Annotated in this window: 14 protein-coding genes and 1 pseudogene; 7 read left to right on the top strand and 8 right to left on the bottom strand. The window is 71.6% G+C overall.

The genetic code is table 11. The features are described from left to right. The first annotated feature begins 51 nt into the window (after window positions 1–51). Window positions 52–3,423, top strand: a complete 3,372-nt coding sequence (locus ACIP94_RS02370) for an AfsR/SARP family transcriptional regulator (protein WP_402418341.1) — start codon at window positions 52–54, stop codon at window positions 3,421–3,423. Window positions 3,424–3,449: 26 nt separating this feature from the next. On the opposite strand, the gene ACIP94_RS02365 is transcribed toward ACIP94_RS02370, so the two are convergent. From ACIP94_RS02365 to panB, 3 genes are all read right to left on the bottom strand, one after another. Then, on the bottom strand, window positions 3,450–4,271 hold the full coding sequence (locus tag ACIP94_RS02365; protein WP_402418339.1) for an ABC transporter permease: 822 nt from the start codon (window positions 4,269–4,271) through the stop codon (window positions 3,450–3,452). Then, on the bottom strand, window positions 4,268–5,293 hold the full coding sequence (locus ACIP94_RS02360) for an ATP-binding cassette domain-containing protein (RefSeq protein ID WP_402418336.1): 1,026 nt from the start codon (window positions 5,291–5,293) through the stop codon (window positions 4,268–4,270). The genes ACIP94_RS02365 and ACIP94_RS02360 overlap by 4 nt, the downstream gene beginning before the upstream one ends. Before the next feature lie 221 nt (window positions 5,294–5,514). Next, window positions 5,515–6,402 carry a 3-methyl-2-oxobutanoate hydroxymethyltransferase gene (gene panB, locus ACIP94_RS02355; protein WP_402418333.1) on the bottom strand — a complete coding sequence of 296 codons (888 nt, stop codon included), beginning with the start codon at window positions 6,400–6,402 and terminating at the stop codon, window positions 5,515–5,517. Between the two features lie 239 nt (window positions 6,403–6,641). Between panB and ACIP94_RS02350 the strand changes: the two genes are divergently transcribed. The 4 genes from ACIP94_RS02350 to ACIP94_RS02335 all read left to right on the top strand — a co-directional run bounded on the left by ACIP94_RS02350 (window position 6,642) and on the right by ACIP94_RS02335 (window position 11,572). Continuing rightward, the gene (locus tag ACIP94_RS02350) at window positions 6,642–8,234 is read left to right on the top strand and encodes an MFS transporter (RefSeq protein ID WP_402418330.1); all 1,593 of its coding nucleotides are present in this window, start codon (window positions 6,642–6,644) and stop codon (window positions 8,232–8,234) included. A 96-nt stretch (window positions 8,235–8,330) separates the two neighbouring features. Further along, window positions 8,331–8,951 carry a TetR/AcrR family transcriptional regulator gene (locus ACIP94_RS02345; protein ID WP_402418327.1) on the top strand — a complete coding sequence of 207 codons (621 nt, stop codon included), beginning with the start codon at window positions 8,331–8,333 and terminating at the stop codon, window positions 8,949–8,951. A 178-nt stretch (window positions 8,952–9,129) separates the two neighbouring features. Next, entirely contained in the window at window positions 9,130–10,167 is a 1,038-nt protein-coding gene (locus ACIP94_RS02340) for an endonuclease/exonuclease/phosphatase family protein (protein WP_402418324.1), read from the top strand. A 181-nt stretch (window positions 10,168–10,348) separates the two neighbouring features. Next, window positions 10,349–11,572 carry an MFS transporter gene (locus tag ACIP94_RS02335; protein WP_402418321.1) on the top strand — a complete coding sequence of 408 codons (1,224 nt, stop codon included), beginning with the start codon at window positions 10,349–10,351 and terminating at the stop codon, window positions 11,570–11,572. Between the two features lie 47 nt (window positions 11,573–11,619). On the opposite strand, the gene ACIP94_RS02330 is transcribed toward ACIP94_RS02335, so the two are convergent. The 4 genes from ACIP94_RS02330 to ACIP94_RS02315 form a co-directional block, all read right to left on the bottom strand. After that, window positions 11,620–13,374, bottom strand: a complete 1,755-nt coding sequence (locus tag ACIP94_RS02330; RefSeq protein ID WP_402418318.1) for an NAD+ synthase — start codon at window positions 13,372–13,374, stop codon at window positions 11,620–11,622. A gap of 249 nt (window positions 13,375–13,623) precedes the next feature. Then, window positions 13,624–15,564, bottom strand: a complete 1,941-nt coding sequence (locus tag ACIP94_RS02325; protein WP_402418315.1) for a protease pro-enzyme activation domain-containing protein — start codon at window positions 15,562–15,564, stop codon at window positions 13,624–13,626. A 455-nt stretch (window positions 15,565–16,019) separates the two neighbouring features. Next, a complete protein-coding gene (locus ACIP94_RS02320) occupies window positions 16,020–16,679 on the bottom strand; it encodes a DUF305 domain-containing protein (protein WP_402418312.1) in 660 nt (219 codons plus the stop codon). Further along, window positions 16,676–17,377: a DUF3105 domain-containing protein gene (locus ACIP94_RS02315; protein ID WP_402418309.1), complete on the bottom strand. Its 702-nt coding sequence runs from the start codon at window positions 17,375–17,377 to the stop codon at window positions 16,676–16,678. The genes ACIP94_RS02320 and ACIP94_RS02315 overlap by 4 nt, the downstream gene beginning before the upstream one ends. Before the next feature lie 868 nt (window positions 17,378–18,245). Here ACIP94_RS02315 and glnA point away from each other — a divergent pair. Further along, window positions 18,246–19,607: a type I glutamate--ammonia ligase gene (glnA, locus tag ACIP94_RS02310; RefSeq protein ID WP_402418307.1), complete on the top strand. Its 1,362-nt coding sequence runs from the start codon at window positions 18,246–18,248 to the stop codon at window positions 19,605–19,607. Window positions 19,608–19,681: 74 nt separating this feature from the next. On the opposite strand, the pseudogene ACIP94_RS02305 reads toward glnA, so the two are convergent. After that, window positions 19,682–19,858: pseudogene (locus ACIP94_RS02305) on the bottom strand (LysR family transcriptional regulator); the annotation flags it as partial. A 133-nt stretch (window positions 19,859–19,991) separates the two neighbouring features. Here ACIP94_RS02305 and ACIP94_RS02300 point away from each other — a divergent pair. Beyond that, complete coding sequence (locus ACIP94_RS02300) at window positions 19,992–21,236, top strand: MFS transporter (RefSeq protein ID WP_402420312.1); 1,245 nt, start codon at window positions 19,992–19,994, stop codon at window positions 21,234–21,236. Window positions 21,237–21,282: the final 46 nt, after the last annotated feature.

Below are 21,282 nucleotides of genomic sequence, written 5' to 3'. Positions count from 1 at the left end.
TCGCCGGGCGGGGGCCCCGCCCGGGCGGTCCTCCCCTCGCCACCGGAGACAATGAACCCCGTGCGCTATCGCATTCTCGGCACCACCCAGGCACTCCGCCCCGACGGCACGACCGTCCCGGTCGGCGGGGCCCGGCTGCGTGCCCTGCTGACCGTGCTCGCCCTGCGGGCCGGCCGCCCGGTCCCCGTCGGCCTGCTCGTCGACGAGGTGTGGGACGGCGACCCGCCCGCCGATGCCACCGGCGCGCTACAGGCCCTGGTGGGGCGGCTGCGCCGGACGCTCGGGCCGGACGCGGTGGAGTCGGCGGACGGCGGCTACCGGCTGGCGGCGGCCCCGGACGACGTCGATCTGCACCGTTTTGAGCGGCTCGCCGGTGACGGACTGCGCGCGCTGGGCGACGGCGACCCCGGGAAGGCCGCGGTCGTGCTCGACGACGCCCTCGCCCTGTGGCACGGACCCGCCCTCGCCGACCTCCCGGACCGCACCGCCGAGGCGGCCCGCTGGGAGACCCGCCGTCTCGACGCGCGGCGCGCCCGTCTCACCGCGGCCCTCGCCCTCGGCGACGGGGAGCACCACCTGCCCGAGCTGACCACCCTGTGCGACCTCCACCCGCTCGACGAGTCCCTCCAGGCGCTACGGCTGCGCGCGCTGCGCGACGCGGGCCGCCCGGCGGAGGCCCTGGCCGCCTACGAGGCCGTACGACGGCTGCTGGCGGACCGCCTCGGGTCCGACCCGGGACCGGAACTGCGGGCCCTGCACGAGGAGTTGCTGCGCGGACAGGTGCCGCGCGACCCGGCACCACCCGCACCGTCCGCAGCCCCGCACGCCGGGGTCCCGGGAACCGCCGCCCCGCCCCTCGGCAAGGCGGGCGCCGCCGCCCCGCCCCTCGGCAAGGCGAGCGCCGCCACCCCGCACCGCGGCAACCTCCGGGCCCGCCTCACCTCCTTCGTCGGGCGGGACACCGACATCGAGACCCTGCGCGGGGACCTCGCGGCCGCACGGCTGGTCACCCTGCTCGGACCCGGCGGCGCCGGGAAGACACGGCTGTCGCAGGAGGCCGCCGAGGCCGTGGCGCAGGAGGTCCCGGACGGGGTGTGGCTGGCCGAGCTGGCGCCCGTCGACGACCCGGAGGCGGTGCCCGAGGCCGTGCTCACCGCCGTCGGGGCCCGCGAGACCGTGCTGCGCGGCGCGGGTGCCGAGGAGATGCGCGCCGTCACCGACCGGCACGACGACCCGCTCCAGCGGCTCGCCGAGCACTTCGCGCGCCGCCGTATGCTGCTCATCCTCGACAACTGCGAACACGTCGTGGACGCGGCCGCCCGCCTGGTCGAGTACCTCCTCCAGCACTGTCCCGAGCTGACGGTCCTCGCCACCAGCCGCGAACCGCTCGGCGTGCCCGGGGAGTCGCTGCGCCCCGTCGAGCCGCTGCCGCAGCCGCATGCGCTGAGGCTGCTCGCCGACCGCGGCGCCGCCGCCCGGCCCGGCTTCCGGGTCGACGCCGACGAGGACACCGCCGCGGCCGCCGCGGAGATCTGCCGCCGCCTCGACGGACTGCCGCTCGCCATCGAACTGGCGGCGGCCCGGCTGCGGATGCTGTCACCGCGGCAGATCGCCGACCGGCTCGACGACCGCTTCCGGCTGCTCACCTCCGGCAGCCGTACCCTGCTGCCCCGGCAGCAGACCCTGCGGGCCGTCGTCGACTGGTCCTGGGACCTTCTCGACGCGGACGAGCGCGCGGTGCTGTGCCGGCTGTCCGTCTTCGCCGGCGGCTGCGACCTCACCGCCGCGGAGGCCGTGTGCGGCCCCGCCGCACTGGAGCTGCTCGGCTCGCTCGTCGACAAGTCCCTGGTGGTGGCGGCCCCTTCGGGCGACGGGGAGATGCGCTACCGGCTGCTGGAGACCGTCGCCGAGTACGCGGGCGAACGGCTCGACGAGTCGGGCGACCGGCCCAGTGCCGAGCGCGCCCACCTCACGTACTACCGCGAACTGGCCCGCACCACGGATCCCTTGCTGCGCTCCTCCGCCCAGCGCGCGGCGGTCGAACGGATCCAGGTGGAGTACGAGAACCTGCGCACCGCCCTGCGCCGTGCCGTCGCCGACCGCGACGAGCACGAGGCGCTGTGCCTGCTGCACTCCCTGGCCTGGTACTGGCAGATCCGCGATCAGCGCGTCGAGTCCCGCAGCTGGTCCACCGCGGTCATCGCGCTGGGCCCCGATCCCTTCACGGCGCCCGCCCGGCCGGTGCCGGACCTCCTCGAGCAGTGCACCGCCGCCCCGCCCCCGATGCGTCCGGAGATCCTCCAGGAGGCCCGCCGCGGCGCCCATCTCGTCCATCTGGCCTGCATGGACACGGAGGTCCAGGCGTGGGACACGCCGGCGGCGCGGGAGAAGCTGCGGGTCGTCAGCGAGACCTACCGCCCCGGCCAGCCGCAGACCTGCCGGTTTCCCGGCTTTCTGTGGTTCTACGCCGTCGTGCTCAGCGGTGACGTCGACCGTATGCGTGAGCTCCTCGACAAGTCCGTCCGCACCTGCCGCGAACTGGGCTACACCTGGGAGCTGGCCCAGGTCCTGCAGATTCGCGCCAATATCCTCGCCAACCGCAGCCACTGGGCGGGGGACGCGACCCGGGACGCGGACGAGGCACTGGAGATCTTCCGCCGGCTCGGGGACGCCTGGGGCGCGGCCGAGGCACTGTCCGCCCGCGGCGAGGCCCGCGAACGGCGCGGCGACTACCTGCCCGCCGCCGACGACTACCGGGCCGCCCAGGAGTACGCCGAACAGCTCGGCGCCCGCTCCCAGATGGCCGTGCTCGGCGCCCGTCTCGGCAGTGTGCTGCTGGAGGCCGGGCAGGGCGAGCAGGGGGAGCGGCTGCTGCGCGAGGTCATCGAGGAGGTCCACGACACGACGCACGACGCCAATCCGTTCGCCCGGCTGTCCCTGGCGTGGTGGCTCAGCCGCACCGGCCGGGTACCGGAGGCACGCGAGCAGCTGCGCCTGCTGCGCAGCGAGTTCAGGGCCCTCGCCTTTCCGGTCTTCGAGGGCATCGTGCTCGGTCTGGAGGCCTGGCTGGATGTGCTGGAGGAGCGGTACCCGCAGGCCCTTGCCACGGTGCGGCAGGCGCTCGAGCGGGCCGGGGACCGGATGGCGCTGGTGATCGCGCCGCATCTGACGTCGATTCACCTGACGACCGCCGCGATAGCGCTCGCCGGCGCCGACGGCGGGAGCCGCGCCCGGGACGCGGCGGTCTGCCTGGGTGCCGCCGACGGTCTGCTGCCGCTCGGCCACTTCCTGGGGACGATGGAGCGCGAGACGCGGGCCAGGGCGGAGGCGGACGCGCGGGCCGTGCTGGGCGACGCGGTGTACGAGGCGGCGTACGCCGAGGGCGGCGGCCTCTCCGCTGAGGAGGCCACCGCCCTCGTCTGACGCGGACCGGTGTACCGCGCGGCAGGTCAGGTCTTGTTCGTGAACTTGCGGATGGCGATGGGAGCCATCACCAGCGTGAGGACGACCGACCAGCCCAGGGTCATCAGCACATCATGGGCGACCGGCTCATGGCCGTTCATCAGCCCGCGGGCCGCGTCCGCGAGCGACGACAGCGGGTTGTAGTCGGTGAAGGCCTGGAGCCAGCCCGGCATGGTCCTGGTCGGGGCGAAGATCGACGAACCGAACTGCAACGGCATCAGCACGAGGAACCCCATTCCCTGGACGGCCTGGGCACTCTTCATCACGACGCCCAGGGTCAGAAAGATCCACATGACTCCGAAGCCGAAGACCATCGACAGGCCGATGGCCGCGAACAGGCCGGGTACGTTCGACACCGACAGCCCGAGCAGGAAGCCCACCACGAGCAGGACCGCCGTGGCGACCAGCATCCGCCCGATCTCCACGGTGATCTTGGCGATCAGGACGGAACCGCGGCTGATGGGCAGGGACCGGAAGCGGTCCATCACGCCCTTCTGGAAGTCCTCGTTGAATCCGGTGCCGACACCCTGGGCGATGTTCATGCCCATCATCGCCATCAGTCCGGGGACCACGTAGTTCACGTAGGCGTGGCGGTTGTCGGCTCCGGCGATCGCGCCGCCGAAGACGAACACGAACAGCAGACAGAAGACGATCGGGAACAGGACCGCGTCGAACATCGACTCCGGGTCCTGGCGGATCCACAGCAGATTGCGGCGGACCAGGGCGCCGATGTGGCGCAGATTGCCGCGCAGCCCGATGCGGCCGTCGGCGGCCGGTGCGGGGGTAGCGGTGATGGTGGCCGTGCTCATGCGGCGATCTCCTCGCGGGCGGGGGACGCGTCCTGCGGGGCACTGGCCTTGTGGCCGGTGAGGGACAGGAACACCTCGTCCAGGCTGGGCAGTTCGGTGGCGATGCCGGCGAGCGTGATGCCGCGGGCGGTGAGCGCGCCGACCACCGCGGTCAGCTGCTCGTCGCTGAGGATCGGCACGAGGACGGTGCCGCTCTCGGTGTCCACGGTCGCGTTGCCGGGGCCGGTGAGGCCGAACTCGTCGAGCGCCGTGGCCGTCGGGCGCAGCTCCAGTGGGTCCGCCGGGCGGATGCGCAGCGTACGGCCGCCGACCTTGGACTTCAGGTCGTCGATGCGGCCGCCGGCGATGACCTTGCCGCGGTCGATGACGGTCAGTTCGGAGGCCAGCTGCTCGGCCTCCTCCATGTACTGGGTGGTGAGCAGCACGGTCGCGCCCTCGGCGACCATCCGCTTGACCTCGGTCCACACCTCGTTCCGGGTGCGGGGGTCGAGACCCGTGGTCGGCTCGTCCAGGTACAGGACGGCCGGGTGCCCGATCATGGAGGCGGCGAGGTCCAGCCGCCGCCGCATGCCGCCGGAGTAGGTGCGCGCCGGGCGCTTGGCGGCCTCGGTGAGGGAGAACCGCTCCAGAAGCCCCTCGGCCCGGGCCCGGGCCTCCTTGCGGGACAGGTCGAGAAGCCGGCCGATCATGTACAGGTTCTCGAAGCCGGAGAGCTTCTCGTCGACCGAGGCGTACTGGCCGGTGAGGCCGATCACGCGCCGGGTCTGGCGGGGCTGCCGGACGACGTCGTAGCCGGCGACCGTGGCGTGGCCGGCGTCGGGGGTGATGAGGGTGGACAGGCAGCGGACCAGGGTGGTCTTGCCGGCGCCGTTCGGCCCGAGCACGCCGAGGACGGTGCCCTCGCGCACATCGAGGTCGACGCCGTCCAGTGCCCTGGTCTCACCGTAGTGCTTGACCAGCCCCCGTACGGTGACGGCCGCGTCCGGAGCGGCGTCGGTGGGGTTCTTGTCGATTCGCGTCATGCCGACCAAGGTGTCAGCCACCACCGACAAACCGCCTACAGGCCGCCGACAGGATCGCCTACGACCGCCGACACTTCCCCGACGACTCCCACCACGCGCGACAGCCCGCCGACGGGGGAAGATCGGCGGGCTGTCGGGGCGCCCCGTCAGGAGGGCGCCGGGAACTGCGCGGCCGGCCTGAAACGGCCCGCAGTGGGTCGGTCAGCGCACCCGGCGGGCGCTCAGTGCACCGAGTGCTCCTCGAGCGGGAACGTTCCGCCCACGACGTCCTCGGCGAACGCCTTCGCCGCGTCGCCCATGACCTGGCGCAGATCGGCGTACTTCTTGACGAACTTCGGCACCCGGCCCCCGGTCAGACCCAGCATGTCGGTCCACACGAGCACCTGCGCGTCCGTCTCCGGACCGGCCCCGATGCCGACGGTCGGGATGTGCAGCGCGCGCGTGACCTCGGCCGCCAGCTCCGCCGGCACCAGCTCCAGCACCACCGCGAACGCGCCCGCGTCCTGGACCGCCTTGGCGTCCCGCATCAGCTGGGCGGCGGCCTCCTCGCCGCGGCCCTGCACGCGGTAGCCCATCGCGTTGACGGACTGCGGGGTCAGGCCGATGTGCGCCATGACGGGGATGCCGGACTCCACCAGCAGCTCGATCTGGCGGTGGGAGCGCTCGCCGCCCTCCAGCTTGACCGCGCCGACCCCGGCCTCCTTCACCAGGCGGGTGGCCGAGCGCAGCGCCTGCACCGGGCCCTCCTGGTAGGAGCCGAAGGGCAGGTCGCCGACGATCAGGGCGCGCCGGGTGCCCCGAACGACCGCGGCGGAGAGCATGGTCATCTCGTCGAGGGTGACGGGTACGGTCGTCTCGTACCCGAGGTGGCAGTTGCCCGCCGAGTCGCCGACGAGCATCACCGGGATGCCGGCCTCGTCGAACACGGACGCGGTCATCGCGTCGTAGGCGGTGAGCATGGGCCACTTCTCGCCGCGCTCCTTGGCGGCGGTGATGTCGCGCACGGTGATACGGCGGGTGCTCTTTCCCCCGTACAGCGCCTTGCTGCTGTCGGAGGGCCTGAGCGCGCCCTGGGCGGACTGCTCCTGGGCAGCCGGAAGCTGCGTCATCGCAACGGCTCCTTCGGTCATCTCGAGGCGCCCTTTCGGCGTCCCCGGATCACCCCCATGGTGGCACTTCGTGCCACGGGCGGCTAGTGGGGGGGATGCGCCGTGCCCGCACCGGGAGACGGGCCCGGGACCCCGCCACGTCCGACCGGTCTCTAAGCTTCACGTAAAGAGTTCAAGGTCTCCGCAAAGAATTTCGATACGAGACGGTTCCGTTTCATAAATGGCCTACGCTCAGCGCCATGACTACTCCAGCTGCCTCTGTCGAACGGCGGGTGCCGGAGGCGGTGCACCGGCGCCGGTGGGCCATCCTCGGCGTACTGATGCTCAGCCTGCTGATCGTGGTGCTCGACAACTCCATCCTGAACGTCGCCATCAAGACGATCTCCAGCCCGGCACCGACCGGTCTCGGGGCCACCCAGAGCGAGCTGGAGTGGGCCATCAACGCCTACACCCTCGTGTTCGCCGGGTTGCTGTTCACCGCGGGCCTCCTCGGCGACCGCCTGGGCCGGAAGAAGACGCTGCTGGCCGGTCTCGCCGTGTTCGGCGCGGGCTCGGCGCTCGCGGCCGAGTCCGGCTCCCCGGCCCAGCTCATCGCGTTCCGCGCGCTCATGGGTCTCGGCGCGGCCTTCGTGATGCCCGCGACGCTCGCGGTCCTCATGAACGTCTTCGAGCGTGACGAGCAGCCCAAGGCCATCGGCATATGGGCCGGCGGCGTCGGCCTGGCCATCGCGATAGGACCGATCACCGGCGGTGTGCTGCTCGCGCACTTCTGGTGGGGCTCCGTCTTCCTGATCAACGTGCCGATCGTGGTTCTCGCGCTGGCCCTGATGATCTGGCTGGTCCCCGACTCCCGCGACCCCCGCCCCGGCCGGATCGACGCCGTCGGCGTGGTCCTGTCGGTCGTGGGCCTGGTCCTGCTCGTCTACGGCATCATCAAGGGCGGCCAGCTCGCCGACTTCACCGACGCCAAGGTGCTGGCGACGATCGCCGCCGGTCTCGCCGTCCTCGCGTTCTTCGTGATCTACGAGAAGCGCAGCGACCATCCGTCCATCGACGTCACGTACTTCCGGAACAAGGTCTTCTCCGCCGCCATCGCCGCGATCGCGCTGGTCTTCTTCGCGCTGATGGGCGTGACCTTCTTCTCCGTCTTCTACACCCAGAGCGTCCGGGGCTACTCGGCGCTCCAGACGGGCCTGCTGATGCTGCCGCTGGCCGCCGCGCAGATGATCTTCGCGCCCCGCGCCCGGCTGCTGGTGGACCGGTTCGGCAACCGGGCCACGACCACCGCCGGCATGATCGTCATCGCCGCGATGCTCGCCGCGTTCGCCACCCTCAAGGCGGACACGCCGATCTGGATCCTCGAGGTCGTCTTCTTCCTCATGGGTACCGGCATGGCTCACATCATGACCCCGACCAGCGTCGTCATCATGCAGGCGCTGCCGCGCGAGAAGGCGGGCTCCGCGTCCGCGCTCAGCAACACCTTCCGCCAGGTCGGCGGCGCGCTCGGCATCGCCGTGCTCGGTTCCGTGCTGTCGACGACGTACCGCGACAGCATCCAGGACAAGCTCTCCTTCCTCCCGGCGGGTGTCCGGCACACCGCGGGCGAGTCGATCGAGGCGACGCTCGGCGTGGCCGCGAAGCTCGGCCCGAACGGCAGGGCCCTCGTCTCCCCGGCCAACGACGCCTTCCTGCACGCGATGCATGTGACGGCGCTGTGGGGGTCGGGCGTGGCGGTGATCGGCGCGATCGTGGTCGCGCTGTTCCTGCCCGGGAAGACGCCCGCGGCACAGAGCGGCAAGGAGGAGGCGCAGTTGGTCGCCGCAGACCACTGACGGCACGTCATCGACCGGGCACCGGCGGGGTGTCGGTGCCCGGCGGGCGCGCACGGGGGGAGAATGACCCTCAGTGAAGCAAGGACGGAGTCGAACGTGAGCCTCGCCGACAGCCGGCCCCACCGGGACTGCCCCGTACGCGGACGCCCCCGCAGTGAGGCCGTCGAACGGGCCATCATCGAAGGTGTGATGAAGCTCGTCGAGGAGGGTGTGCCCCTCGCGGATTTGTCCATAGAGCGCATCGCCCGCACCGCCGGTGTCGGCAAGGCCACCATCTACCGCCGGTGGAGCAACAAGGAGGACCTCTTCGTCGACGTGCTGCGCGCCGTCGAGCCCGAGGGCCCCGAACTGCCCGGCACCTCCCTGCGCGAGGACCTCGTCGCGCTCCTGGAGTCGCTGCGGCGCCGCGGCCTGGCCAGCCGCTCCTCGGCCATCCTGCGCACGGTGAACGCCCAGATAAAGAGCAGCCCCAAGATCTGGGCCGCCTATCACTCCACCGTCGTCGCCCCCCGGCGCCGGCTCGGGCTGGAAGTCCTGCGCCGCGCACAGGAGAACGGTGAACTGCGCGGGGACGTGGACATCGAGCTGATGAACGACATCCTCGTCGGTCCCCTGCTGGTGCGGTCCGTGCTGCGTCCCGGCGCCGAGCTGGAGGAGGGCCTTGCCGAGCGGGTCGTCGACACGGTCCTGGAAGGGCTACGGCCCGTCAGTTCGTAGCCGTTGTGTGCGCGTTTTGTCACAGAAGCCTCTCTCGCGTCCGTCACCGGAACTCCCGCAGCCGACTTCTCCGTCTTCGTCCGCGTACGGCCGTCATGGGACGGCAGGAACGGAGCCGATCATCCCCTAGGGTCGTAACCGGGGGAGACGGTGTGCACGGCAAGGTGTGAGGCGACGTATGGCGCAGGCGTACATGACGGAGACGGGTAGCGGCGGCACGGATCCGCACCGCCCAGGATCCCGGCTCCGGCGCCTGCTGGAGAGCCTGCGCGGCGACCGCGGCATCTGGCGCCGCGGCATCGTGTCGGCAGCTCTCGCCGTCCTTCTCGCGCTGGTGATGCTGCTGCACGCGCGGATCCCCAACGACATCGGCAACCTCGGCAGTCTCACCGAGACGTTTCTGCCGTGGCTCGGTGTCGTGGGCGTCCCGCTGCTGCTGATCCTCGCGCTGGTGCGGAGGTCGGCGACCGCGCTGATCGCCGTGCTGGTGCCGGCGGCGGTCTGGCTGCACCTCTTCGGCGGGCTGCTCGGCGACAAGACCGGCAGCGGCGGCGATCTGACCGTCGCCACCCACAACGTCAACGCCGAGAACCCCGACCCGGCCGGCACCGCCCGCGAGGTCGCCGCCTCCGGCGCGGACGTGCTGGCGCTGGAGGAGCTGAAGGCCTCCGCGGTCCCGGTCTACGAGCGGGCGCTGGCGCCGACGTACAAGTACCACTCGGTGCAGGGCACGGTCGGCCTGTGGAGCAGGTACCCGCTCGCCGATGTGCGGGCCGTGGACATCAAGCTGGGCTGGACCCGCGCGATGCGGGCCACCGTCGAGGCGCCCGAGGGGCGGGTCGCCGTCTATGTCGCCCATATGCCCTCGGTACGGGTCAAGCTGGCGGCCGGGTTCACCGCGCGGCAGCGCGACACCAGCGCGGACGCGCTCGGCGAGGCCATCGCCGACGAGCGGCTCAGCCGGGTGATCCTGCTCGGCGACCTCAACGGCACCATGAACGACCGTGCCCTGAACGCCGTCACCTCGCAGATGCGCTCCACCCAGGGCGCGGCGGGCAGCGGCTTCGGCTTCAGCTGGCCCGCGTCGTTCCCGATGGCGCGGATCGACCAGATCATGGTCCGGGGCGTGGAGCCGGTCGGCTCCTGGACCCTCCCGCGCACGGGCAGCGACCACCTTCCGATCGCGGCCCGCGTGAAGGTCGGCACGGGGTCCTGAGCACCGGAACGCGGGGTTCTGGGCTGCCCGGAACATGGGGTCCCGGGCGCCCCGGCGCGTGGCGTCCCGAGCTGCCGAACACAGAGCCCTGGCCGCCGGAATACCGGGCGTGAGAGACTTTGTTCCGTACTTGAACTTATGGCTCGCATCCGGTACGGAACTCCGCTCTGAAAGGTCCCTCATGCCCCTGGCCCTGCTCGCCCTCGCCGTGGGCGCCTTCGGCATCGGCACCACCGAGTTCGTGATGATGGGCCTGCTGCCCAACGTCGCGGACGACCTGCACATATCCATCCCCACCGCCGGGCACCTGGTCTCGGCGTACGCGCTGGGCGTGGTGATCGGCGCGCCGCTGCTCGCCGCGGTCACCTCGCGGCTCGCCCGCCGCACGGTCCTCATCGGTCTGATGGCCCTGTTCGTGGTGGGCAACGCACTGTCGGCCCTCGCGCCCGGCTACGACGCGCTGCTCGCCGCCCGCTTCCTGAGCGGACTGCCGCACGGCGCCTTCTTCGGCGTCGGCGCGGTCGTCGCGACCGGCCTGGTCGCCCCCGAGCGCAAGGCCCGCTCGGTCTCGCTGATGTTCATGGGCCTCACGGTCGCGAACATCGCCGGCGTCCCCGTCGCCACCCTGATGGGCCAGCACCTGGGGTGGCGGGCGACGTTCCTCGGGGTCAGCGCGATCGGCCTGGCCGCGATCGTGTCGCTCTCCCTGCTGATCCCGCGCGACCACACCCACGAGGCGGCCGGCGGCCTGCGGGGCGAACTCGCCGCCCTGCGCTCCCTGCCGGTCTGGCTGGCGCTGGGCACCACGGTCGCGGGCTTCGGCGCGCTGTTCGCCGCGTACAGCTACATCACGCCGATGCTGACAGACGCGGCGGGCTACGCGGACGCCAGCGTGACCCTGCTCCTGGCCCTGTTCGGCGTCGGCGCGACGATCGGCAACCTGGTGGGCGGCCGGCTCGCGGACCACTCGCTGCGCGGCACCCTCTTCGGCGGCCTGCTCGCCCTGGCCGCGGTGCTGGGGGTGTTCCCGCTGCTCATGCACGCCGAGTGGAGCGCGGCGCTGGCCGTGGCGCTGCTGGGCACGGCCGCGTTCGTCACCGGCTCCCCGTTGCAGCTCATGGTGATGGAGAAGGCGTCCGCCGCCCCCTCCCTCGCCTCCTCGGCCAACCAGGCGGCCTTCAACCTGGCCAACGCGGGCGGCGCCTGGATCGGCGGCCTCGCGCTGGCCGCGGGTCTCGGCGTCACCTCCCCGGCGCTCGCGGGCGCGGGGCTGGCGGTGCTGGGCCTCGTGGTGGCGGGGGTCGCCTACGCGGTGGACCGCCGCCGCAGCCTTCCGGTGGCCGGGCGGGAACGCCTGGTGGCGACGCATGTACCGGAGGAGTATCCGCAGAGCGTGCGCGGCTGAGCGCGGGCCGGGGCACGGTGGAGACCACGGTGCCCCCGGCGGAGCCGTCACGCGTGTTCGCGCCAGTGGTTGGTGATCGGCAGCCGGCGGTCCTTGCCGAAGCCCTTCGCCGAGATCTTCGTGCCCGGCGGGTACTGGCGGCGCTTGTACTCGGCCGTGTCGACCATCCGGAGCGTCCTCACCACAAGGTCGCGGTCGAAGCCCGCCGCCACGATGGCGTCCGCGCCCTGGTCCCGGTCCACATACAGATCCAGGACCGCGTCCAGGACCGGGTAGTCCGGCAGCGAGTCCGTGTCGACCTGGCCCGGGCGCAGCTCCGCGCTCGGCGGCTTGGTGATCGAGTTCTCCGGGATCGGCGGCGTCTGGCCCCGCTCGGCCGCCGCACGGTTGCGCCAGCGCGCGAGCTGGAACACCGATGTCTTGTACAGGTCCTTGACCGGGCCGTACGCGCCCACCGAGTCGCCGTACAGCGTCGAGTAGCCCACCGCCAGCTCCGACTTGTTGCCGGGCGCCAGCACGATGTGGCCCTCCTGGTTGGAGATGGCCATCAGCAGCGTGCCGCGCAGCCGGGACTGGAGGTTCTCCTCCGCCAGGCCGGTCAGCCCGAGGGCGTCCATGTAGGCGCCGAACATCGGCTCGATGGAGACGGTACGGAAGTGCAGCCCCGTGCGCCGGGCCAGCTCCGCCGCGTCGTCCCGGGAGTGCCCGGAGGAGTACTTGGACGGCATCGAGACCCCGTACACGTTCTCCGCGCCCACCGCGTCGCACGCGATCGCCGCGACCAGGGCCGAGTCGATACCGCCGGAGAGGCCGATGAGCACGGACCGGAAGCCGTTCTTCGCCACATAGGCCCGCAGGCCCGTCACCAGCGCCGAGTACACCTCCTCGTCATCGTCCAGCCGCTCCGCGTACCCGCCCGTCAGCTCGGGCTCGTAAGCCGGCAGCGGCTCCTCGGACAGCAGCAGGCGGTCGATGCGCAGTCCGTCGTCGACGACACCGTCGGGCGCGTCCGGCTGCGCCGCGGGCAGCTCGAGGTCCAGGACCACGCAGCCCTCGACGAACTGCGGTGCCCGCGCGATCACCTCGCCGTCCGGGCCGACGACGATCGAGTCCCCGTCGAAGACCAGCTCGTCCTGGCCGCCCATCATGGCGACGTAGGCGGTGGTGCAGCCGGCCTCCTGCGCCCGCTTGCGCACCAGCTCCAGGCGTGTGTCGTCCTTCTGGCGCTCGTACGGCGAGGCATTGATCGAGAGCAGCAGCCCGGCCTTCGCGCTGCGCGCCGCCGGCACCCGGCCGCCGTCCTGCCACAGGTCCTCGCAGATGGCGAGCGCGATGTCGATCCCGTGCAGCCGCACCACGGGCATGGTGTCGCCGGGCACGAAGTAGCGGAACTCGTCGAAGACGCCGTAGTTGGGCAGATGGTGCTTGGCGAAGGTCAGGGCCACCCTGCCGCGGTGCAGCACCGCCGCCGCGTTCTGCGGGGCGCCCGCCGGCTGGCCGTACTTCGGCTGGGCGGTCTCGGCGCGGTCCAGATAGCCGACGACGACCGGCAGCTCCCCGAGGCCCTCGCCGGCCAGCCGTGCGGCAAGGTCCTTCAGCGCCGCGCGCGAGGCCTCGACGAACGATGACCGCAGGGCCAGGTCCTCGACGGGATACCCGGTCAGCACCATCTCCGGGAACGCGACCAGGTGCGCTCCCTGGTCGGCGGAGTGCCGGGTCCAGCGGACGATCGCCTCGCTGTTCGCGGCGATATCTCCGACGGTCGAGTCGATCTGATTCAGGGCGAGGCGAAGTTGAGGCACCCGCCCAGTGTAATCGTCAAAGCGACACAATGGGCTGTGGCCCACCCCACGCGACAGTCCGGTCCCGCCCGCGGGCAGCCGTCGTGCGCCGGCCAGGCCCGCCGGGAGGCCACGCCCCGGGGACCTGCCGCGCCGGCGACGACGGGTGGAACCGTCCCGCCCGTGCCGGTCCCGGTGCGCGTACGCACGTGCGCCCGTCCCCCGCGAGAGGGGACGGGCGCGACGCGGGTCACCGCAAGGGACCGCCGGTCAGTGGCGGCGCCACGAGTCGACGTAGCCCGGGGCGGGCGAGCCCACGCCGGTCACGTCGTCGTAGCCCTTCACGGCCTGGAGCGAGCTGTCCTTGCCGAGGCTGCGCACGGAGGTGCTCAGACCGCCGCTCGCGTCGAGGCCGTTCACGAAGTCGACGCGGGCCACCGCGAGGCCGGAGCCCGTCGGGTTGTCCGTGACGTCGTGGAACGACTTCGAGCCGTACTTGGCGTAGATCGCCGGGTTGGCGAAGCCGATCGCCTTGCCGCCGTGCGCCTCCTGCGCCAGGGCCTGGACGGCCGCGATCACCGGCGCGGCGAGCGAGGTGCCGCCGATCCGGTACTCGCTGTACTGCTGCGACCCGTCCGGGAAGGTCTGGGTCTGGCCGACCCGGAAGCCCGTGTTGGGGTCGGCGATCGCCGAGATGTCCGGCACGACGCGGTTGCCCGTGGCGTTGTTCGCCGTGGCCAGCGCGTTCGGGACCACGCCCTTCTGGTAGTACGGCTGCGCCACGGTCTTGCTGGTGCCGCCGCCCGCGCCCGAGGTGAAGGCGCCCGGGAAGTTCACCCAGCTCTTGCCGTCCGCGGACAGCGAGGCCTTCTCGGTGCCCCAGCCGGTCTCCCACAGGTACTTGTCGCCCTTGCCGACGGCCAGCGAGGTGCCGCCGACCGCGGTCACCCACGCCGAGTTGGCCGGGGTGTCGACCTGCTTCGTCCCGGTGTGGGCGACCTCGTCGCCGTTGTCGCCGGACGAGAAGTAGAAGCCGATGCCCTCGACCGCGCCGAACTGGAAGACCTGGTCGTAGGCGGCCGCGAGGTCCGGCGTCTGGTTGGCCTCGATGTCGCCCCAGGAGTTGGAGACGATGTCGGCCAGGTGGTTGTCGACGACCTTGCTGAGCGAGTCCAGCAGGTCGTCGTCGTAGCAGGACGCGGCGCCGACGTACGTGATGTCCGCGCCGGGGGCGACCGCGTGCGCGGCCTCGACGTCGAGGGTCTCCTCGCCGTACCAGCCGGCGGCCCCGCACTCCTTGGTCTTCGTGTAGCCGTTCGGCAGCACCTGATGCAGCTGGCTGGTGCTGTACGCGGCGTCGCCGTGCTTCTTCGCGTAAGTGGCCGCGTCGAAGGCGATGGTCGGCGAGGCGTAGGCGTCGGTGATGGCGATCCGGACACCCTTGCCGGTGTACGTCCCGGCGCCGTACGCGGCCCGCAGCTGCGTGCCCGTGTAGCCCTGGACGGCGTAGGGGATCTTGGTGCCGTACGCGTCCGGCAGCGTGGTGGCCGTGTTGGAGCCGTAGTACGAGGAGAACGGTCCCGCGTTCTTGAACACGGCGTCCGGCGGCGGCAGCTGATCGCTGTGGTTCGCCTTGTGCGGGGCGTTGTCCAGGCCGGTGACGGTCAGGACGGCACCCTTGAGGGCCTCGGGCGCGGAGGCCGCCTTCGACGGCGCGTGGTAGGTCTTGGAGCCCTTGGCGTAGTTGTGCAGCTGGGTGCCGAACGCCTTCTCGGCGGCGGCCACGTCACCGGTGACGGCGACGTAGTGCTGCGTGACCGCGGTGACCTTGAGGCCCGACGACTTCAGCCACGACGTGACCGCGGCCACCTGGGCCTTGGTCGCACCGAAGCGCGCCTGCGTCTGCTTGGCGTTCAGATACTTGCCGTAGAGCGGCGAGGTCGGGTCGGAGACGGCCTTCGCGTAGGCGGCGAGGCCGGCGGCGTCGCGGCCGGCGAAGTAGACGCGGGCCGAGAGCTGGGCGCTGTTCGCGGTGGCACCCTTGTCCGCCTTGGCCGTGGCCCACGCGGGCTTGGTGCCCGCGAGCGGGGCCCGGCCGGGGTTGTCCGCGGCATGCGCCGCGGGTATGCCGAGCGCCAGTGCGCCGGTGAGCAGCGGCAGTGTCGCTGCCAAGCTCACCCCGGCGCGCGCCGTGGCGCGGTTGGATCTCATAAAACCCCCTGCTATGCGATGCGTCGCACGGTGTGGCCGTGATGATCCGCGTAGACGACCGTGCGGTGACGGCGCGATGAATGGATCACACGGTGGGGGCCACTCTTTCGATGAACGGTTCATGCCAGGGGAATGAAAAGGCCAAGAAGACGCCAAGTGGGCGCGCATACGCGGCATTTGACCAGCTTTGGCGGAACTCCCTTTGATTGCGGGGATGTTGCGATCGTCGCGGATTCCTTGCGGAGACGCGCGACCTCCTCGCGGCGCCGCACGGAACGTACGCCGGCAGTGGACCGCGGTCGCTGGTTCGCCTGGTTCGTGGTCGCGTGGAGGCGTGACCGACGAGCGGCGGGCAGTGCCGGGGCCGCTGTTGCCGAGGCGCAAGAAGTCCGGCCGACCGCCCGCGCGGACCGGACCGCAGGTGATCGACGGCATGCATGTCCGGAGCCGCACCGTCATCCGGTGGCGGGCCGACTCAGTCGAAGACCACGCTGGTCACGCGGCTTGGCGCCCCGCTCCTTGAGCATCGTCGCCATCAGCCCGATCTCCGACTGCTGTGCGTCGACCATGCCCTGGGCGAGCTTCTTCTCCACGCCCACCGTGCACTTGGCGACACAGCCCTCGGCCATGTGGATGCCGCCCTTGTGGTGGTCGGTCATGAGTTGCAGGTAGAGGATCTCGGCCTGCCTGCCCTGAAGCGTGTTCAGCTTCTTCAGCTCGGTGTTGGTCGCCATGCCCGGCATCAGCGCGCCGTCCTCGCCGGGGGGCATGTCACCCATGCCCATCCACGTCATCGGCGGATCGGCGGAGACCTTCGGCAGCCCCCACAGATCGAGCCAGCCCAGCAGCATGCCGCGCTGGTTGGCCTGCGTCTGCGCGATGTCGTACGCGAGCCGGCGCACCTCCTCGTTCCTCGTGCGGTCGCGCACGATGTACGACATCTCGACGGCCTGCTGGTGATGGACGGCCATGTCCCGTGCGAAGCCCGCGTCCGCGGAGTCGGCGGTGGGCACCTTCGTCGTGGGCGGGGTGTCCTCGGCCGCGGCGTAGGTGATCGCCCCGGCCGCGACGAGTGCCGCCGCCGCGGCGCCCGCGATCCAGCCGATGTACCTCACTGGCCCAGCCCGCCCGTGCAGGCGGCGCCCGGCTCGGGCGTCTGGGCGCCCTGGACGAACGTCGCGAGGAACTTGTCCACGGCCGGGTCGTTCGCGCTCTTCACCGTGCGCTGGTGGGCCCAGGCGCTGAGCATGATCGGGTCCTTCTGGTCCTCGACGGGGCTCATCAGCGTGTACGGCGTCTTCCGCACCTTGGCGGCGAGCGCATCGACGTCGCTCCTGGCCGCCTTGCTGTTGTACGTCACCCAGACCGCGCCGTGCTCCAGGGAGTGCACGGCGTTCATGTTGTTGACCGGCTTGGTGTAGACATCGCCGTTGCAGTTCTGCCACACCGGGTTGTGGTCGCCGCCGACCGGGGGCTCCATGGGATAGGTGACGGGCTTGGTGGTGTGGGTGCGGCCCAGGGTGCCCTTCCAGGTCCTGACCCCGTCCGCGCCGGTGACGAAGTGGCCCGTCTCGCCCTTCTTCGTCTTCGTCCCGCCCTTCGTCCCGCCCTTCGCGTCGCTCGCCGCGGCGGCCTTGTCGCCGTTCTGCGACTGGATGAGGACGACCCCGCCCACGACGAGGGCGCCGACGACGACCACGCTCGCCGCGATCGTGAGGATCCGGTTGCGCCGCTCGCGGGCGCGCTCTGCTCGACGCATCTCCTCTATCCGGACCTTGCGGCCGGCGGAGCCGGTCTTGTTGGCGGAACCCATGGCCAGTCCTTTGTGGGGAGGGACGTTAGGGACGGCTGATGGTAATGGGGCCGGGCGGCCGGAACGTAGACCGGACACGCGAATGACTTAAGAAGCGGCTTTCGTTCCGATAATTTGAACGAGAGATGCGATTGTTTGCAGCGCGCGACTGTTGCGCTCCACGGACCTCGCGTTGCGTGGCCTGATGGGGCCGGCCGTCGCCGATGAGTCCGGCCCTACGACGTGGCCTGATGGGGCCGGCCGTCGCCGATGAGTCCGGCCCCACGACCCGCGAGGTCGCGGAGGTCATGGACATGCCCCCGCGGACCCGCGCCCCGCGGACCCGACGGGACGGCTCCTGCCGACCATCTCCCGGCGGCCTTGACCGGCGGCCTTGACCGGCGGCCGTGACCGGGGGCCCTGACCGGCGGCCGTGACCGGGGGCCCTGCCGACGGCCCTGACGCGGACCGAGACGTACGGCCCGGCGTGGAAGTCCGGGACGGGACCGTCGTCGCCCGGGCGGAGCCGGAAGTGGCGGCGTCCGCGGTCTCCTCGACGCGTCCGGCCACCCGCCAGGTCCGCCGGCCGGTCTGCGCGATCTCCCCGTACAACCGCCTCTCGACCGCGATCAGCGCGTTCACCATCGGCGCAACATTCAAGTGGGGACAACGGGCTGTGGACGGCCATGACGAATGGGCCGACGAACAGGCAAGATGGGCGGCAGAGCGGAACACCTGCCGTACGGAGGAGTTCGGTGCGGGCCGGCCGGCCGATCAAGGTCCGCAACGCGCACGAAACGGTGGTGTGGTGGGATGCTCAGGTGCCCGACCGTCTCTCCCGTGGCATCGGCGACAGGCGGCCTGACCAGCAAGGATGGGGAAGCGGAAGATGGACAAGCAGCAGGAGTTCGTGCTCCGGACGTTGGAGGAGCGCGACATCCGTTTCGTTCGCCTGTGGTTCACGGACGTGCTGGGCTTCCTCAAGTCCGTGGCCGTGGCGCCCGCCGAACTGGAGCAGGCCTTCGACGAGGGCATCGGCTTCGACGGCTCCGCCATCGAGGGCTTCGCGCGGGTCTACGAGTCCGACATGATCGCCAAGCCGGACCCGTCGACCTTCCAGGTACTGCCCTGGCGGGCCGAGGCTCCGGGCACGGCCCGTATGTTCTGCGACATCCTCATGCCGGACGGTTCCCCGTCGTTCGCGGACCCGCGCTATGTCCTCAAGCGCGCCCTCGCCCGCGCCTCCGACCTGGGCTTCACCTTCTACACCCACCCGGAGATCGAGTTCTTCCTGCTGAAGGACCGTCCCCTCGACGGCAGCCGCCCGACCCCGGCCGACAACTCCGGCTACTTCGACCACACCCCGCAGAACGTCGGCATGGACTTCCGCCGCCAGGCGATCACGATGCTGGAGTCGATGGGCATCTCGGTCGAGTTCTCCCACCACGAGGGCGCGCCGGGCCAGCAGGAGATCGACCTGCGCTACGCGGACGCGCTCTCCACGGCGGACAACATCATGACGTTCCGCCTGGTCATGAAGCAGGTGGCGCTGGAGCAGGGCGTCCAGGCGACGTTCATGCCCAAGCCGTTCTCGGAGCACCCCGGCTCCGGCATGCACACGCATCTGTCCCTCTTCGAAGGCGACCGCAACGCGTTCTACGAGTCGGGCGCGGAGTACCAGCTCTCCAAGGTGGGCCGGTCCTTCATCGCGGGACTGCTGCGCCACGCGGCGGAGACCTCGGCGGTCACCAACCAGTGGGTGAACTCCTACAAGCGCATCTGGGGCGGCTCCGAGCGCACGGCGGGCGCCGGCGGCGAGGCCCCCTCCTACATCTGCTGGGGCCACAACAACCGCTCCGCCCTGGTCCGGGTCCCGATGTACAAGCCGGGCAAGACCGGATCGGCTCGGGTGGAGGTCCGCTCGCTCGACTCGGGCACCAACCCGTACCTGGCCTACGCGGTCCTGCTGGCCGCGGGCCTGAAAGGCATCGAGGAGGGGTACGAGCTGCCGCCGGGCGCCGAGGACGACGTCTGGGCCCTCACGGACGCCGAGCGCCGGGCGATGGGCATCGAGCCCCTCCCGCAGAACCTCGGCGAGGCGCTGGCCCTGATGCAGCGCAGCGACCTCGTCGCTGAGACCCTGGGCGAGCACGTCTTCGACTTCTTCCTGCGCAACAAGAAGCAGGAGTGGGAGGAGTACCGCTCGGAGGTCACGGCGTTCGAGCTGCGCAAGAACCTGCCGGTGCTGTAGGCGCACGTCACAGCGGGTTTCCCGCTGACTCGGCGCGTGGGACCGACGGTCGTGGACCGTCGGCCCCACGGCGTCTCAGCGACCCTGCCCCTGGGCCGTCTCCAAGCCGTAAGCCGCATGCCGAGGGTTTTCTCCAGCGTGGCGATGCGTTTGGAGACGGCCTGCTGGGTGATCGACAGGTCGGCGGCGGCGTCCTGGAACCGCCCCGCGTCCGCGGCGGCCACAAAGGTGCGCACAGCATCAAGATCCACGCCTGGCAGCGTAACGACACAACGCAGGGTTGTGCTTTCCTGTCCCGTCGGTTGTTTGATCGGGCGGCCTGCTCCTCGCTTTGATGCCGACGGTCAGCGTGTGGCTGTTCAGATCGGTAGGGGTGCGGTGCGTATGCCGGGCAGGCGGGCGCTGGGGCGGCGGTTCGGGTGGTTGTGGGCGGCGTATGCCGTCAGCTCTTACGGCACCTGGCTCGGGTTCGGTGCTTTTCCCCTGATCGCGATCCTCGTGCTGCACTCCGGGCCGACCCAGGTGGCGGCGCTGTCCGCCGCAGGGCGTGCGGTGGGGGCCGTGGTCGCCGTGCCGCTCGGCCCGTGGGTGGAGTTCCGTCGCAAGCGGCCGGTCATGATCGCGATGGACCTGACCCGGTTCGCGGCGATGCTGAGCGTCCCCGCCGCGTTCGCGCTCGGCCTGCTCGGTTTCGCCCAGCTCCTCGTCGTCTCCGTCGTCGTCGCCGCGGCCAACATCGCCTTCAACGCGGCGAGCGGTGCGTATCTGAAGGCGCTCGTAGCGCCGGAGGACCTGCTCGTGGCGAACGGCCGGTTCGAGTCCACGGCGTGGAGCGCGACCATGGTCGGGCCCACGCTCGGCGGGGCCGCGATCGGGATGTTCGGCCCGATGACGAGCCTGGTGGCCGACGCGGTCAGCTATCTGCTCTCGGCGCTGGGCATCCGCGCCGGCGGCGGGACGGAACCGCGCCCTGCGCGCACCGGTGCGCCGCGGCTGCGCGCAGGCGACCTGCTCGAGGGCTGGCGCCACATCCTCGGCCACCCCGTGCTGCGCCCTCTGTTCTTCAACACGCTCGTGGTCAACGGTCTGATCATGGCGACCGAGCCGCTGCTCGCCGTACTGCTGCTGGGCCGCCTCGGGTTCGCACCCTGGCAGTACGGTCTCGCCTTCGCGGCCCCCTGCGTCGGCGGCCTCGTCGGCTCACGCCTGGCGCGCCCGCTCGCGGCACGGTTCGGGCAGCGCCGGGTGATCCTCACCTCCGGGGCGCTGCGCGCGTGCTGGTCCGTGGGACTGGCCTTCGTCCGGCCCGGAGTCCCCGGGATCGTCCTCATCATCGCCGTCCAGCTCGGCCTGGTGACCTGCTGTGGCCTGTTCAACCCGGTGCTGGCCACCTACCGGCTCGAGCACACCGCCCCCGACCGGGTCGCCCGTACCCTGACCGCGTGGTCGGTCGGCAGCAGCGCCGCCATCGCCGCCCTGACCGCCGTGTGGGGCCTGCTGGCCGCCGTCACCGGCCCCCGCACAGCGATCGCGGTCGCCGGAGTCCTCCTCCTGGCCACCCCGCTGCTGCTCCCGCGCCGGGAGAAGGCGCCCCGGGACACCAGGGAACAGGCCGCGAGCCTCACCTGACCTGCCACGGCCCGACAGCCTCCCAGCGAAAGGCCGGAAAGCGCTC

Source organism: Streptomyces sp. NPDC093261 (genome assembly GCF_044753645.1).
Lineage (GTDB): Bacteria > Actinomycetota > Actinomycetes > Streptomycetales > Streptomycetaceae > Streptomyces.
The sequence above is the reverse complement of the archived record's forward strand: the minus strand, read 5'-3'. Positions and strand labels throughout refer to the sequence as shown.

Excerpts from the sequence above, each read along its gene's own strand:
- glnA (WP_402418307.1), top strand. The coding sequence starts at position 18,246 with ATGGACAAGCAGCAGGAGTTCGTGCTCCGGACGTTGGAGGAGCGCGAC.
- ACIP94_RS02350 (WP_402418330.1), top strand. The coding sequence starts at position 6,642 with ATGACTACTCCAGCTGCCTCTGTCGAACGGCGGGTGCCGGAGGCGGTG.
- ACIP94_RS02300 (WP_402420312.1), top strand. The coding sequence starts at position 19,992 with ATGCCGGGCAGGCGGGCGCTGGGGCGGCGGTTCGGGTGGTTGTGGGCG.
- ACIP94_RS02335 (WP_402418321.1), top strand. The coding sequence starts at position 10,349 with ATGCCCCTGGCCCTGCTCGCCCTCGCCGTGGGCGCCTTCGGCATCGGC.
- ACIP94_RS02370 (WP_402418341.1), top strand. The coding sequence starts at position 52 with ATGAACCCCGTGCGCTATCGCATTCTCGGCACCACCCAGGCACTCCGC.
- panB (WP_402418333.1), bottom strand. The coding sequence starts at position 6,402 with ATGACGCAGCTTCCGGCTGCCCAGGAGCAGTCCGCCCAGGGCGCGCTC.
- ACIP94_RS02325 (WP_402418315.1), bottom strand. The coding sequence starts at position 15,564 with ATGAGATCCAACCGCGCCACGGCGCGCGCCGGGGTGAGCTTGGCAGCG.
- ACIP94_RS02315 (WP_402418309.1), bottom strand. The coding sequence starts at position 17,377 with ATGGGTTCCGCCAACAAGACCGGCTCCGCCGGCCGCAAGGTCCGGATA.
- ACIP94_RS02340 (WP_402418324.1), top strand. The coding sequence starts at position 9,130 with ATGGCGCAGGCGTACATGACGGAGACGGGTAGCGGCGGCACGGATCCG.
- ACIP94_RS02360 (WP_402418336.1), bottom strand. The coding sequence starts at position 5,293 with ATGACGCGAATCGACAAGAACCCCACCGACGCCGCTCCGGACGCGGCC.
- ACIP94_RS02365 (WP_402418339.1), bottom strand. The coding sequence starts at position 4,271 with ATGAGCACGGCCACCATCACCGCTACCCCCGCACCGGCCGCCGACGGC.